This window comes from Jeotgalibacillus soli, assembly GCF_000829435.1.
In the GTDB taxonomy this organism is placed as follows: Bacteria; Bacillota; Bacilli; order Bacillales; family Jeotgalibacillaceae; genus Jeotgalibacillus; species Jeotgalibacillus soli.
Map to the genome: position 1 here is coordinate 209569 of NZ_JXRP01000018.1, position 15028 is coordinate 224596.

A 15028-nucleotide genomic window follows, 5' to 3' on the forward strand; every position below is an offset into this window, starting at 1 on the left:
GCCAAATGGAGATGTCACAATACTTAGAAGTCTTTATTGAAGAAAGCAAGGAGCATTTACAAAATTGCAATGAACAGTTACTGGAGCTAGAAAAGAACCCGCAAGATTTAAAGGTAGTGAATGAAATTTTTCGTTCAGCTCATACGTTAAAAGGCATGTCAGCTACTATGGGATACGAAGATTTGGCTAATTTAACGCATCAAATGGAGAATGTGTTAGACGCAATACGCAATGAAAAAATTGCTGTTTCAACCTCTGTTATGGATATCGTCTTTTTAGCTGTCGATGACCTTGAAGATATGATTACATCCATTGCAAACGGCGGTGAGGGAAAAAAAGATGTATCAACGATTGTTGAACAGTTAAAGAGGATTGAAAATGGTGAAGTAGATTTACCTGAATTAATAAAAGATGAAACGGACGATTCAAAAGAGCTAATTTCATCGGTATCCTATGATGAATACGAAAGTGCAATCATAAAGCAATCCTTTGAGCAAGACTATCAAGTTTTTGAAGTTTCGATTCGTCTTCGTGAGGATTGTGTGCTAAAAGCAGCACGGGTTTATATGGTTTTTGAAGTGCTTGAAAAAATGGGTGAAATTATAAAGTCTACACCTCCCGCAGAGCAACTGGAGGAAGAGAAGTTTGATATAGACTTTCACGTAACTGTAGTAACAAAAGAAAAAGCTGAATCTGTTGAGGAGTTGGTTATGAAAGTTTCTGAAGTTGAAAATGTGAAAATTTTATCTCTTTCAGCATTATCCCTTGAATCCTCTAAACAACAACAAGAAACAGCCGCAACTTTAGACGCGGCTTTAGAGACATCTGTTTCTACCGAAGAAGTGAAAATGGATCTTCCTGCAATCAATGCTTCAGCTTCGTCTGAAAAGGATACAAATAAAGGAACCGTTCAAAATAAAACCATTCGAGTCAATATTGAGCGTCTTGACATTTTAATGAATTTATTTGAGGAACTAGTCATTGACCGGGGAAGATTAGAGCAGATATCGAAGGAACTCAATCACGGAGAGCTTAATGAAACAGTAGAACGAATGTCTCGCATCTCAGGAGATCTTCAAAACATTATTCTCAATATGAGAATGGTGCCGGTAGAAACCGTATTTAACCGTTTCCCTCGTATGGTACGTCAGCTTACACGTGATCTTAAAAAGAAAATCGTTCTTAATATTGAAGGGGCTGAGACTGAGCTCGACAGGACCGTAATTGATGAGATTGGAGATCCTCTTGTACATTTATTAAGAAACGCAATGGATCACGGGATTGAAACACCAGAAGTTCGTATGGCAAAAGGAAAACCAGAAGAAGGACAGGTTGAACTTCGTGCGTATCACAGTGGAAATTATGTATTTATAGAAATTGAGGATGATGGTGCCGGAATTAATCGAGATCGTGTGCTCGAAAAAGCTGTTTCCAAGGGCATCATAACAAAAGAAACAGGCGATTCTATGTCCAATCAGCAGGTCTTTGAACTAATCATGGCATCAGGCTTTTCGACCGCTGAGACAATATCAGATATATCCGGACGCGGAGTTGGACTTGATGTGGTTAAAACGACCATTGAATCTCTCGGAGGTTCTATTACCATTGATTCAATAGAAGGACAAGGATCACGATTTTCTATTCAGCTTCCATTGACACTCTCCATTATTTCCGTGATGTTGGTTGAAATGGAAAAAGAAAAATTTGCGATTCCGCTTTCATCCATTATCGAAACAGCTCTTGTTCATAAAGATGACATTCTAAATGCACATAATCAAAAGGTGATTGATTTCCGTGGTAAAGTCGTGCCAATCATTTTTCTTCATGAAGTATTTGGAGCCCCATCGGTATCGTTGAATGATGATGTATACTCCGTTGTCATTGTTCGAAAGGGTGATAAAATGGCAGCCTTAGTTGTTGATTCATTTATCGGTCAGCAAGAAGTTGTTTTAAAATCATTAGGGGACTATTTAGGGGACGTGTTTGCAATATCTGGTGCAACTATTCTTGGTGACGGACAAGTAGCGTTAATTGTTGATTGTAACGCTTTGATTAAGTAACGTACAAGTTGAAAACAGCTGAAGGATGGGAGTGTATGACGTTTGACAGTAGAATCGATGACACAAGAAATGAAGGTAATTGTCTTTCAATTGGTTGATAAAGAATATGCGATCCCGGTTAACAACGTTCAATCAATTGAAAAGTTAATCCATATTACAAGGGTTCCCCGAGTTTCATCTTATATTAAAGGTGTAATAAATCTTCGAGGCGTTGTGACACCCATTGTTGATTTAAGAAAACGGTTTAATTTGGAAGAAAGCATGTATGATGATCGGACAAGAATTATTATTGTCAGCGACAAAGGCAGGGAAGTAGGATTAATTGTTGATTCTGCAAATGATGTGCTTGATCTTTCCGCCGACAGTATCGAACCTCAGCCGGAAGTTGTGGGAAGTATAGAAACAGATTTTATTAGCGGGATCGCGAAGTTAGAAAGAAGACTTCTTACTTTGCTTCATTTGGATAAAGTGTTGGAGGAAAACTAAATGGGGTTTGAGACCAACATAAAGCCATATCATTTAGATGTTCTTAAAGAGATAGGCAATATTGGAGCAGGACATGCGGCGACGGCTCTTTCAACCCTCTTAGGGAAGGCAGTTGATATGCAGGTACCCAATGTAAAAGTGGTGTCGTTTAATGACATCATGGATATGGCTGGTGGTTCTGATGAAGTAGTAGTAAGTGTTTTCCTGCGGATCGAAGGCGAAATGACGGGCAGTATGTTCTTTATCCTTTCTCTAAGACAAGCGGAACGATTTATTAGATCATTAACAAAGGATGAAGATTTTTCTTTTAAGTGTCCGCCATTTTCAGAAGTTGGATTATCGGCCATGCAAGAAATGGGGAATATATTGTCTGGCTCCTATTTATCCTCTTTATCTGATTTTACGAATTTGAATTTGTATCCTTCCGTACCTGCCTTGAGCATTGATATGGTAGGAGCGATCATTAGTTATGGTCTTATTGAAGTCTCTCAGGTTAGTGATTATGCTATTGTGATTGATACGGCATTTATTGATTCTGAGGATTTTGATGGGGAAGGAATAAACGGTCAATTTTTCCTTCTCCCTGATCCTGAATCGTTTATCGTTTTGTTTAAGTCTTTAGGGGTTGAATAATATGAATGAACTAAAAAAAGTGATAAAAGTAGGCATTGCTGATATGAACATGGTCAAAGCACCTGAATCGATCCGCACATCTGGCTTGGGCTCATGTGTTGGACTAGTTCTATATGACCAAGAGACGAAGAAGGCCGGATTATTACATGTGATGCTGCCGGATTCTGGGATTTCAAAATCAGAGCCGTTCAACCATGCGAAATTTGCTGATACAGGCGTTGATGAGTTAATTAAGAAGCTGGCTCAAGAGGGTGTAAGTGTCCGAAGGCTTAAAGCAAAAATGGCGGGCGGTGCACAGATGTTCCAATTCAATATGATGCGGGATACGATGAGAATTGGACCGAGAAATGTTGAAGCCGTTAAATTTCAGTTGAATCAATTCAAAATTCCACTTATTGCAGAAGATGTTGGAGGTAACAGCGGACGTACAATCGAGTTTGACCCCGAGACTTCTAAACTCCATGTTAGAACGGTAAACCAAGGCGAAAAAGTCATTTGAAAGAACGAAAAAAGAACGAAATTCGGTTCGTTCTTTTTTCATGTTTTTTCCTTTAATATTGTCATTCTAGTAGCCACATTGACGCAGGAATTTGATATAATAATTTATATATATGACATGTGCGTAAAGAGGAGGAGTGCCATGAGTCATTCAGCCGTTAGCCTTGAAAGACAATATTGGAAACAATGGGCTGCCTCAAGGGATGCTTATGCAGGTGATATGCTCGTAACACGATATATGCCTTTGGTGCAGTATCATGTGCAAAGAATAGGGGTCGGTTTGCCTAAAAGTGTATCCAGAGACGATCTGAAGAGTTTAGGCCTGATGGGATTAATCGATGCTCTTCAAAAATTTGATCCTGACCGTGATCTGAAATTCGACACATATGCCTCGTTCCGGATAAGAGGAGCAATTATTGATGGTCTTAGGAAAGAGGATTGGCTTCCAAGATCGACAAGGGAAAAGGCAAAGAAAGTAGAGGCAATGGTAGAGGAGCTCGAGCAGCAGCGTCTAAGACATGTTGAACCGGAAGAAGTGGCGCAAGCACTTCAAATGGACGTCCACGAAGTTTATCAGACGATGCAGGAGCATTTTTATGCAAATGTTCTATCCATGGATGATCAATCTTCCGACCAAGACGATAAAGAATCTACTCGTTTTGTATTAAAGGATGAAAAAACTGTATTACCTGAAGAGCGGTTGGTTAAAAATGAATTAATTAATGATTTGTCCCGTGTCATCAGTGAATTAAATGAAAAGGAACAGCTCGTATTAAGTTTATTTTATAGCGAGGAACTTACACTTACGGAAATTGGTGAAGTATTAAACCTTTCGACTTCAAGGATTTCACAGATTCACTCCAAATGCTTGTTTAAGCTGAAAAAACTGCTAATCGAAGAGTACAATCAGTCTTAAATCCGAACTGAGGAGGAAATGTTCATGAGTTTAAAGTTGATTGAATTACAAGTCGCAATACCAAAAGCAGTAGATGCCGGAAAGTTGGCTAGTCAACAACAGGAACAAAACGCTGTTGCACAAAGTCAAATTGCCGCTCTTGCAGAAAAAGAAATTCAAAAAAAGCGGACTTCTGTTATTGAATCAGCAGAAGGAGAAAAAACAACGCTTGGAAAGTTTTCCGGATCCTCCGCAGATCAATTGAACCACCAGAGGCAATTAAGTGAAAAAAGTGAGAGTCCCCCGAAAAACGCGCTACACCCATTTAAAGGGAAACGTGTCGATTTTTCAGGATAAAAAGGAGTAACTATGACTTACATCTTACTTGTTATATCTATATTGTTCAATCTCACTGCATTTCTCGCAATCTATTTGTTGTTTTTACGGCAAAACCGTTTGCTTCACATCGAACAAAGGAATAAACAATCTTTAAAAGAAATAGAAGAAACATTCACTAGTTACATTTATGAAATAAAAGAAGAGAATACTGCGTTTTTAAAACAATTTGAACAGCTGCAAGATGAAACGGATCGTGATCATACGGATACGCAAGAAAAAAGTGCTGAACCAGAATTAGTTTCGCCTTCAATCCAACGTGCTTCACGCTCACTGGCTGCAAATCGATACCGGAAAATGGCATCTAGTGAGGAGGAACATGCAGAGCCTGTTTCTCCAATCGACATAATCGAAAGCATGGAGGAAACGGTAATAAGAATGAATAATGAAGGTTTTTCCATTGCAGATATTGCAAAAACACTAAATAAAGGCCAGACAGAAATTGAACTGATGCTAAAGTTTCAAAAAAAAGCTGATTAATTTCTTGATGACATAAATTATATATGCTATAGTAATCAATGGTGTTATCACACACGCTTCGTGATTTAGCGAAAGGTGCTATCTTTCAGATAGTTTTCGTACTAAAAAGGATCGAGGCGGAGGAGAAAAACCACAAGGAGGAATTAACACTATGTCAGTAATTTCAATGAAACAATTGCTAGAAGCGGGTGTTCACTTCGGTCACCAGACTCGTCGCTGGAACCCGAAAATGAAGAAGTACATTTTCACAGAGCGTAACGGAATCTACATCATTGACCTTCAAAAAACGGTTAAAAAAGTAGAAGAAGCGTACAAATTTGTGAAAGAAGTTTCTGCTAACGGCGGAACATTACTTTTCGTAGGTACAAAGAAGCAAGCTCAAGAATCAGTTAAAGAAGAAGCGGGCCGTGCTGGTATGCACTACATTAACCAACGCTGGTTGGGTGGAACATTAACTAACTTCGGTACAATCCAACTTCGTATTAACCGTCTTAAGAAAATCGAAAAGATGGAAGAAGATGGCACCTTTGAAGTGCTACCTAAGAAAGAAGTAGTACAATTAAAGAAAGAACACGAGCGTCTTGTTAAATTCCTAGGCGGAATCAGAGACATGCAAAAGCTTCCTGATGCATTGTTCATCATCGACCCACGCAAAGAGCGTATTGCGGTTGCTGAAGCTATTAAATTGAACATTCCGATCGTTGGAATCGTAGATACTAACTGCGACCCAGACGAAATTGACTACGTAATCCCAGCTAACGATGACGCGATTCGCGCTGTCAAGCTTTTAACATCTAAAATGGCAGATGCAATTCTTGAGTCTAAACAGGTTGAAGAAGACGAAGAAGAAGCAGTAGCTGCTGAGTAATGCAAGACTGTAAAAGGTGATAAGTGGATTTTCCCTTATCACCTTTTTTCAAGGAAATTAAAGAAACATAATGCGATTGAAGGAGGAAGTTTCCACATGACAATTACAGCTCAAATGGTTAAAGAACTTCGTGAAAAAACGGGTGCAGGAATGATGGACTGCAAAAAAGCTCTTCAAGAAACAGAAGGGGATATGGACAAAGCGATCGATTTCCTACGTGAAAAAGGAATTGCTAAAGCAGCTAAAAAAGCTGATCGTATCGCAGCAGAAGGCTCTACTTACATCGTAAGTGAAGGAAACACAGCAGTAATTCTTGAAGTTAATGCTGAAACAGACTTCGTTGCTAAAAACGAAGGCTTCCAAATTCTTGTGAAAGAATTAGGTGCTCATTTGTTAGCGAACAAACCTGAAACGGTTGAAGAGGCGCTTGAGCAAAAAATGGAAAATGGAAACACTGTTGCTGAGCAAATCAACAATGCGATTTCTAAAATTGGTGAAAAATTAACACTTCGTCGTTTTGCTATTCGCACTAAGGGTGACAATGATGCATTTGGTGAGTACCTTCATATGGGTGGACGCATTGGTGTACTAGCTGTTCTTGAAGGAACAACAGATGCTGCTGCTGCGAAAGATGTAGCTATGCACGCAGCTGCACTTAACCCTAAATATGTTTCTCGCGACCAAGTGTCTCAAGAAGAAGTGGATCGTGAGCGTGAAGTGTTAACGAAACAGGCTCTTGAAGAAGGAAAGCCTGAAAACATCGTTGCGAAAATGGTAGAAGGACGTCTCAGCAAATATTTTGAAGAGATTTGTATCCTTGATCAGCCTTTTGTAAAAGACCCGGACCAAAAAGTTCGTAAATTCCTCGAAACTAAAAATGCTACTTTGACTGACTTTGTTCGTTACGAAGTTGGAGAAGGTATTGAAAAACGTCAAGATGACTTTGCTGCTGAAGTAATGAGCCAGGTTAAAAAATAATAAAAGTGAAGTTCATCTTTTCATTGATGGTACTCTTACTAATGGGGGACACTTAGTGTTCCCTATTTTTTGGAATAAAACATACATAAGGAGGATCTCATGAGCGAATCAAAATATAAACGTGTGGTATTAAAATTAAGTGGAGAAGCTTTAGCGGGGGATACCGGATTTGGTATTCATCCTCCGATTATTAAGTCAGTTGCTGAACAAGTAAAAGAGCTGGCTGAGCTTGGAGTTGAAGTAGCTGTTGTTGTAGGCGGCGGGAATATTTGGAGAGGCAAGATCGGTAGTGAAATGGGTATGGACCGTGCATCTGCCGATTATATGGGTATGCTGGCTACAGTGATGAACTCTTTGGCGTTACAGGACAGCCTTGAAAATTTAGGTGTTCAAACGCGTGTTCAATCATCTATTGAAATGCGTCAGGTAGCTGAGCCTTACATTCGCAGAAAAGCGATCCGTCACCTGGAGAAAAAAAGAGTTGTCATCTTTGCTGCTGGAACTGGAAATCCATATTTTTCAACAGATACAACAGCTGCGTTACGAGCTGCTGAAATTGAAGCAGAAGTGATTCTTATGGCGAAAAACAATGTTGATGGCGTTTATTCTGCTGATCCTAAGATTGATAGCACTGCAGTAAAGTATGATGAATTAACATTCTTGGATGTGCTTCGTGAAGGATTAGCTGTCATGGACTCTACTGCATCATCTCTTTGTATGGACAACGACATTCCACTCATAGTATTCTCAATTATGGAGAATGGAAATATCAAACGAGCTGCATTGGGAGAACCAATCGGCACAATTGTCAGGGGGAAAGCGTGATGACGAAACAAACAATTGATCAAACAAAAGATAAAATGGATAAAGCGGTTCAAGCTTTTTCGCGAGAGCTAGCTTCTATTCGTGCAGGTCGTGCAAGTGCATCACTATTTGATAAACTTACGGTTGATTACTACGGAGCACCAACACCGATTAATCAAGTAGCTTCAATCACTGTTCCGGAAGCTCGACTGATTCAAATTACTCCTTACGATAAAACGATTCTTGGGGATATCGAAAAGGCTATTCAAAAATCGGATCTTGGACTGAACCCATCAAATGATGGATCGCTCATTCGTATCACCATTCCTGCCCTTACAGAAGAGCGTCGCAAAGACCTTGCGAAACAGGTTAAAAAAGAGGCGGAAGAAGCTAAGGTTGCAGTACGTAATGTGCGTCGCGATGCAAATGATGAACTTAAAAAGCTAGAGAAAAGCAGTGAAATTACAGAAGATGAGCTGCGCAGCTATAATGATGACGTACAAAAAATGACGGATCTTCATATATCCAAAATTGATGAGCTAGCAAAAGAAAAAGAGAAGGAAATACTGGAAGTATAAGATTCCTTGGAAAGCCCTCTATTCAATAGGGGGCTTTCTTGTTTATAAATTATCGTTATGTTTGAAAACAGTCACAATTAACATTATGATATACGTAGGTTTTAAATGAGAATAGACATTTCTGCTAGAAAATTTGTTATGATAGGAAGAGCATGATTTCATGCCAATTACTGTATGGGGGATGTACAATGCTCGATAAAATGAAAATATGGAAGTCCACGAAAGAGCTGGGCACCCTTGAAGATCGAATAAATGATTGCATGCAATGTGAAATTCCTAAACATATTGCGATTATTATGGACGGGAATGGAAGATGGGCAAAGAAAAGAGCTCTTCCAAGAATAGCGGGTCATCACGAAGGAATGAAAACGGTACGTAAAATTACAAGATTAGCAAATCGTCTGGGAGTTAAGGAATTAACGTTATATGCGTTTTCGACAGAAAATTGGAAGCGGCCTAAACTTGAAGTTGATTATTTAATGAAACTACCTGAGGAGTTTTTAGGCTCATTTTTGCCTGAACTTGTTGAAGAAAATGTTCAGGTGCAAATGATGGGAGATCAATCCCTAATCCCGTCACATACAATAAAAGCGATAAGCCATGCGGTTAAAGAAACGTCTCATAATGATGGACTAATTTTGAATTTTGCTTTTAATTACGGCAGCCGATCAGAAATATTGTCTGCAGTTAAAAATATTGCTTTGGAAGTTCAAAACAGTGAACTGAACATTCATCAAATTGATGAGAAATTGTTTTCTTCCTATTTAATGTCAGGTCATTTATCGGATCCGGATTTACTTATTCGGACAAGCGGTGAAATAAGATTAAGTAATTTTATGCTTTGGCAAGTTGCGTATGCAGAATTATGGTTTACAAATGTATTATGGCCTGATTTTAGTGAACAGCATTTGCTTGAAGCGATCGAAGCCTATCAAAGTCGCAGTAGACGATTTGGCGGACTGAAAAGCGAGGAATCGTAGATGAAGCAGAGAATTATTACAGGTATTATTGCGGGAGGGCTGTTTCTGCCGATTGTATGGATCGGTGGAATGCTCTTTGTTATTGGTACATATGTTATTGCTACGATCGCATTACAAGAGGTTTTGAAAATGCGGTCTATAAAAGTGTTGTCAATTCCGGGTGCGATTTCCATTATAACGCTCTGGGTGTTTTTACTGCCTGATGAGTATTATGAAATTTTAAACAGATTAAATTACACAAAAATTGAAACTGCATTATTTGCAGTACTTCTCCTTTTAATTTATACGGTAGCGAAAAAAAATCGATTTACGTTTGATGACGCAGCATTTTCGATTTTTGCAATGCTGTATGTTGGGATTGGATTTTATTATTTTATTGAAACAAGAGATGAGGGCATCCAGTTTGTCATTTATTCTTTGTTAGTTATTTGGACAACAGATTCAGGAGCTTATTTCGTGGGAAGGTCATTTGGACGCCGAAAGCTTTGGCCTGACATTAGTCCAAACAAAACAGTAGAAGGATTCATTGGAGGAATATTATCAGCGATTGTATTTGCCGTTGTATTCGCTCTTTTTGTACCGCTAGGCCTACCAATTTGGTACCTTCTGATTGCAACCGTCATTTTATCAATATTTGGCCAGTTAGGAGATCTGGTTGAATCTGCATTAAAGCGTCATTATGGCGTAAAGGATTCAGGCAACATATTACCTGGACACGGGGGGCTATTGGATCGATTTGATAGCTTGTTGTTTGTTCTTCCTTTATTACACATTTTGCAAATTGTATAGTTACAGGTATTTTAATTTGGAGGTTTGGCAATGAAAAAAATAAGTTTAATGGGTGCTTCGGGTTCGATTGGCATACAAACCCTCGATGTCATTCGTCAGCACCCTCATGCTTTTTCATTAGTAGCATTTTCTGTAGGAAAGAATTTGGATGTTGCGAGATCGGTAATTATGGAGTTTAAACCTGCGTTAGTATCTGTGCAAAATAAAGAAGATGCATTGATACTTTCTTCTGAACTGCCCACTGGTACGAAAATTATGTTCGGGCTGGAAGGATTAATTGCGGTTGCTACATATGATCAAGCTGAGGTTGTCGTCAATGCGGTCCTTGGAAGCATTGGGCTTGAGCCTACTATGAAAGCAATAGAAGCGAAAAAAACGATCGCCATTGCAAATAAAGAAACGTTAGTAACAGCTGGACACCTGGTAATGGAAGCAGCGAGAAAGCACGCGGTTAATATCCTGCCAGTTGACAGTGAGCATTCAGCGATCTTTCAGGCACTTCAGGGTGAATATAAAAAAAACATTGAAAGGTTGGTCATTACGGCATCTGGGGGAAGCTTTAGAGATCGAACAAGGGCTGAATTAAAAACAGTTACTGTAGAGGATGCTCTAAAACATCCCAATTGGTCAATGGGTGCAAAAATAACGATCGATTCAGCAAGCATGATGAATAAAGGATTAGAAGTGATTGAAGCGCATTGGCTGTTCGCTTTGCCATATGATCAAATTGATGTACTTCTTCACAGGGAAAGCATCATTCATTCAATGATCGAATTTCATGACAGCAGTGTGATGGCTCAGCTTGGAACACCTGATATGAGGGTTCCGATTCAATATGCACTTACATACCCGGATCGATTGCCCTTAAAAGACGCAACAAGATTACGTTTAGAAGACATTGGTAAGCTGCATTTTCAATCAATGGATTTTGATCGGTTTCGCTGTTTGGGTTTTGCCTATGAAGCGGGACGAATTGGTGGAACGATGCCCACAGTATTAAATGCAGCGAATGAATCAGCTGTTGCTGCATTCCTTCAAGGGAAAATCAGCTTTTTAGAAATCGAGGATATGATTGAACGAGCCATGCATGAGCATCAGCTAATTCAAAATCCTGATCTTTCAACCATTCTTGAGGTTGATAAGGAAACGAGACATCGAGTTCTCTCCTTTAAACCGTGATGAAAAATTACCCCGCTCTTTTTGAACGTGTTACAATAAGTGAGGATAATAAAATGAATGGGGATTTGAATATTGCAAAGCCGCTCCATTCGTCTTATGGTTTATAAATACTGGCTCTGTTAAACTCGCCTGTTGATTTCCGCTTCAGGCGTTCGTTTTCCGCGGACGCTCTGTCGCTCTTCGGCGCTATGCGCCTGCGGGGTTCTCCCATTGACTCGCTTCTCCCGCAGGAGTCTCACGCCTTTCGCTCCAATCAAAATCGTGCAAAAATCAACAATGATCTTTAACATAGCCTAAATAATAAAGGTGGTTGTGACAATGAATACGGTCATAGCATTTATCGTCATTTTCGGAGCGCTTGTTTTTTTCCATGAGCTTGGTCATTTTGTTTTTGCAAAACGTGCAGGGATTTTGTGCCGTGAATTTGCGATTGGAATGGGTCCTAAGATATTGGCGTTTAAACGTAATGAGACACAATATACAATCAGGTTACTTCCAATCGGCGGTTACGTTCGCATGGCTGGAGAAGACCATGAAATGGTGGATTTAAAGCCTGGTTTTCGAGTGGGCCTTATTTTAAATGAAGATAACACCGTTCAAAAAATGGTCGTCAATAATAAAGATCGTTACCCCAACCTCCATGTAATTGAAGTTGCTGAGGCTGATATTGAAAAAGAACTGTTTATTAAAGGGTACGAAGAGGGAGAAGAAGAGCTACAAATCTTCCGAATTGCACGAAATGCAGTATTTGTTGAAGATGAAGTAGAGTCCCAAATTGCTCCTTGGGATCGTCAATTTGCATCAAAACGTCTTGGACAGCGGACAATGACTATTTTTGCAGGTCCTATGATGAATTTTGTTCTAGCGTTTTTTGTTTTTATGTTTATCGCATTACTTAATGGTACACCTACAAATGAACCTGAGCTGGGTACTTTAATTGAAGATGGCGCTGCAAAAGAAGCTGGTCTCCTAGAGGGTGACCGTGTATTGCAAATAAATGGTGAATCAATCGAAGAATGGTCAGACATAACTGCGATTATTCAGCAAAGTCCGAATGAAGAAGTTATCATGAACATAGATCGTGATGGACAATCATTGTCAATTCCAGTGACACCGAAAGCTCAACAATTTGAGGATGCAGAAGTAGGCATGATTGGAGTATACAGTCCGATTGAAAAGTCACCAATACAAGCTGTTCAATTCGGTGCTGAGCAAACATATTTCTGGACGGTTGAAATTTTCAGGCTGCTAGGTCAGCTAGTAACAGGTCAGTTTACCATTGACGCATTATCAGGACCGGTCGGTATATATAAATCTACAGAGATTGTTGCAGAATCAGGGATCTACAACTTAATGCGATGGGGTGCTATTTTAAGCATCAATTTAGGTATCATGAACCTTCTCCCTCTTCCTGCTTTGGACGGAGGAAGACTGTTGTTTTTCGCAGTGGAAGCTCTTCGTGGAAAACCGATCGATCGTCAAAAAGAAGGAATGGTCCACTTTATTGGATTTGCACTTCTAATGGTATTAATGATCGTGGTTACATGGAATGATATACAGCGATTCTTTTTACAGTAATTTATTTTGAGCAGAGGTGCTAACAATGAAGCAAAGTCAAACGTTAATTCCAACACTGCGTGAAGTTCCAGCAGATGCGGATGTGAAAAGTCATCAATTATTGCTGCGTGCAGGATTTATTCGTCAAAATACAAGTGGTATATACTCTTTCCTGCCGTTAGGACGAAAAGTTCTCCAAAAAGTTGAAGCAATCGTTCGTGAAGAAATGGATGCTGCAGGTGGAGTCGAGATGTTAATGCCGGCTCTTCAGCAAGCAGAGCTTTGGCAAGAGTCTGGTAGATGGGCTTCGTACGGACCAGAATTAATGAGAATGACAGATCGTCATAATCGTGAATTTGCTCTCGGTGCAACCCATGAGGAAATGGTTACAAGCTTAATTCGAGATGAGATAAAATCATATAAAAGGTTACCACTCACTGTTTACCAAATACAATCAAAATTCAGAGACGAAAAACGACCAAGGTTTGGATTGCTTCGTGGCAGAGAATTTCTTATGAAGGATGCATATTCCTTCCATAGTGATCAAAAGAGTTTGGATGAAGCCTATGATCTTATGGTTACCGCTTATTCAAATATTTTCAGACGCTGTGGCTTGAATTTTCGGGCTGTTTTGGCTGATTCAGGAGCCATTGGAGGGAAAGACAATCATGAATTCATGGTGCTTTCTGAAATAGGCGAGGATACAATTGCGTACTCCGATTCATCCGACTACGCAGCTAACCTTGAAATGGCTGCCGTTACGGTTGAGTATGAACAAAGAAAACATAGTGGCCAAAAAATGGCCCGGATAGAGACTCCTGATAAAAAATCGATTGCTGATGTGGCTGATTTTCTTCAGGTGGATCAGCAAGAAACTGTTAAATCGATGCTGTTTATTGTTGACGAAAAGCCAGTCCTTGTACTAGTTCGTGGAGATCATGAAGTAAACGATATAAAAGTTAAAAACGTAATGAACGCAAAGGTAGTGGAGCTAGCTACCCCTGAAGAAACCGTTAAATGGCTCGGCGTAAACGTGGGGTCCATTGGACCAGTTCAAGTTCCAGAGAGTATTGAAGTGATTGCTGACAATGCGGTTAAGTTTTTGGGCGATATTGTTTGCGGGGCAAATGAAGAAGGAACTCATTATAAACATGTTCAGCTAGATCGCGATTTTTCTGTTAAAAAGTTTGATGATCTTCGCTTTGTTATTGAGGGTGATCCTTCTCCAGATGGAAATGGCACGATTCAATTTGCAAAAGGGATTGAAGTCGGACACGTGTTTAAGCTAGGTACGGTATATAGTGAAGCAATGAATGCAACAATCCTTGATGAAAATGGACGTGCCAAGCCGATGATTATGGGCTGTTATGGTATCGGTGTATCAAGAACGGTGGCTGCAATAGCTGAACAATTTAATGATGACAATGGTCTTGTGTGGCCCGTTAATATTGCTCCATACAACCTTCATATTATTGCAGTCAATATGAAGGATGAGACGCAAGTTCAAGTCTCAGAAGAACTATACAAGCTATTGACTGATTACCGCTACAATGTACTACTGGATGACCGGACAGAGCGAGTAGGAGTGAAATTCGCTGACTCTGATTTAATTGGTTTACCAGTACGGATTACAGTCGGTAAAAAAGCGTCTGAAGGAATTGTAGAAGTGAAAATCCGTAAGACAGGTGAAACATACGAGGTCCAAAAGGAAGAATTGACAGATAAATTACAGGATATTTTCCGTCAGCTCTCGAATATTTAACCCATACTATAATGTGAGGCAAAGGCTGGCGCACAAAGGTGCCAGCCTTTGTTAATTGGAAAGCGAGATCAATCCGATCAGACTT

16 protein-coding genes are annotated in these 15028 nt (G+C 39.7%); all 16 read left to right on the forward strand.

What is annotated here, in order from left to right; genetic code table 11:
- Positions 1-5 precede the first annotated feature (5 nt).
- Positions 6-2060 (forward strand): chemotaxis protein CheA, encoded by a 2055-nt coding sequence (locus KP78_RS11485; RefSeq protein WP_041089092.1) that lies wholly within the window; start codon positions 6-8, stop codon positions 2058-2060.
- A 57-nt stretch (positions 2061-2117) separates the two neighbouring features.
- A complete protein-coding gene (locus KP78_RS11490) occupies positions 2118-2546 on the forward strand; it encodes a chemotaxis protein CheW (protein WP_084220081.1) in 429 nt (142 codons plus the stop codon).
- Positions 2547-3179 carry a chemotaxis protein CheC gene (locus KP78_RS11495; protein WP_041089097.1) on the forward strand — a complete coding sequence of 211 codons (633 nt, stop codon included), beginning with the start codon at positions 2547-2549 and terminating at the stop codon, positions 3177-3179.
- A 1-nt stretch (position 3180) separates the two neighbouring features.
- Positions 3181-3678: a chemotaxis protein CheD gene (locus tag KP78_RS11500; RefSeq protein WP_041089099.1), complete on the forward strand. Its 498-nt coding sequence runs from the start codon at positions 3181-3183 to the stop codon at positions 3676-3678.
- A gap of 141 nt (positions 3679-3819) precedes the next feature.
- Positions 3820-4593, forward strand: a complete 774-nt coding sequence (locus KP78_RS11505; RefSeq protein WP_041089101.1) for a FliA/WhiG family RNA polymerase sigma factor — start codon at positions 3820-3822, stop codon at positions 4591-4593.
- A 24-nt stretch (positions 4594-4617) separates the two neighbouring features.
- Positions 4618-4929 (forward strand): hypothetical protein, encoded by a 312-nt coding sequence (locus tag KP78_RS11510; RefSeq protein ID WP_041089103.1) that lies wholly within the window; start codon positions 4618-4620, stop codon positions 4927-4929.
- A 12-nt stretch (positions 4930-4941) separates the two neighbouring features.
- Positions 4942-5448 carry a DUF6115 domain-containing protein gene (locus KP78_RS11515; protein ID WP_041089105.1) on the forward strand — a complete coding sequence of 169 codons (507 nt, stop codon included), beginning with the start codon at positions 4942-4944 and terminating at the stop codon, positions 5446-5448.
- 151 nt (positions 5449-5599) lie between these two features.
- A complete protein-coding gene (gene rpsB, locus KP78_RS11520) occupies positions 5600-6316 on the forward strand; it encodes a 30S ribosomal protein S2 (RefSeq protein WP_041089107.1) in 717 nt (238 codons plus the stop codon).
- 96 nt (positions 6317-6412) lie between these two features.
- Positions 6413-7294, forward strand: coding sequence for a translation elongation factor Ts (gene tsf / locus KP78_RS11525; RefSeq protein WP_041089109.1), 882 nt, complete (start codon positions 6413-6415; stop codon positions 7292-7294).
- 99 nt (positions 7295-7393) lie between these two features.
- A complete protein-coding gene (gene pyrH / locus KP78_RS11530; protein ID WP_041089111.1) occupies positions 7394-8119 on the forward strand; it encodes a UMP kinase in 726 nt (241 codons plus the stop codon).
- Complete coding sequence (gene frr / locus KP78_RS11535) at positions 8119-8676, forward strand: ribosome recycling factor (RefSeq protein WP_041089113.1); 558 nt, start codon at positions 8119-8121, stop codon at positions 8674-8676. Before pyrH ends, frr begins: the two co-directional genes overlap by 1 nt.
- A 188-nt stretch (positions 8677-8864) precedes the next feature.
- Positions 8865-9656, forward strand: coding sequence for an isoprenyl transferase (locus KP78_RS11540; protein WP_041089115.1), 792 nt, complete (start codon positions 8865-8867; stop codon positions 9654-9656).
- Positions 9657-10445: a phosphatidate cytidylyltransferase gene (locus KP78_RS11545; protein ID WP_041089117.1), complete on the forward strand. Its 789-nt coding sequence runs from the start codon at positions 9657-9659 to the stop codon at positions 10443-10445.
- A 30-nt stretch (positions 10446-10475) separates the two neighbouring features.
- Positions 10476-11624 (forward strand): 1-deoxy-D-xylulose-5-phosphate reductoisomerase, encoded by a 1149-nt coding sequence (dxr, locus tag KP78_RS11550; RefSeq protein ID WP_041089119.1) that lies wholly within the window; start codon positions 10476-10478, stop codon positions 11622-11624.
- Positions 11625-11942: 318 nt separating this feature from the next.
- Positions 11943-13202: an RIP metalloprotease RseP gene (gene rseP / locus KP78_RS11555; RefSeq protein ID WP_041089121.1), complete on the forward strand. Its 1260-nt coding sequence runs from the start codon at positions 11943-11945 to the stop codon at positions 13200-13202.
- A 25-nt stretch (positions 13203-13227) separates the two neighbouring features.
- Positions 13228-14943 carry a proline--tRNA ligase gene (locus tag KP78_RS11560; protein WP_041089123.1) on the forward strand — a complete coding sequence of 572 codons (1716 nt, stop codon included), beginning with the start codon at positions 13228-13230 and terminating at the stop codon, positions 14941-14943.
- The last annotated feature ends 85 nt before the right edge of the window (positions 14944-15028 follow it).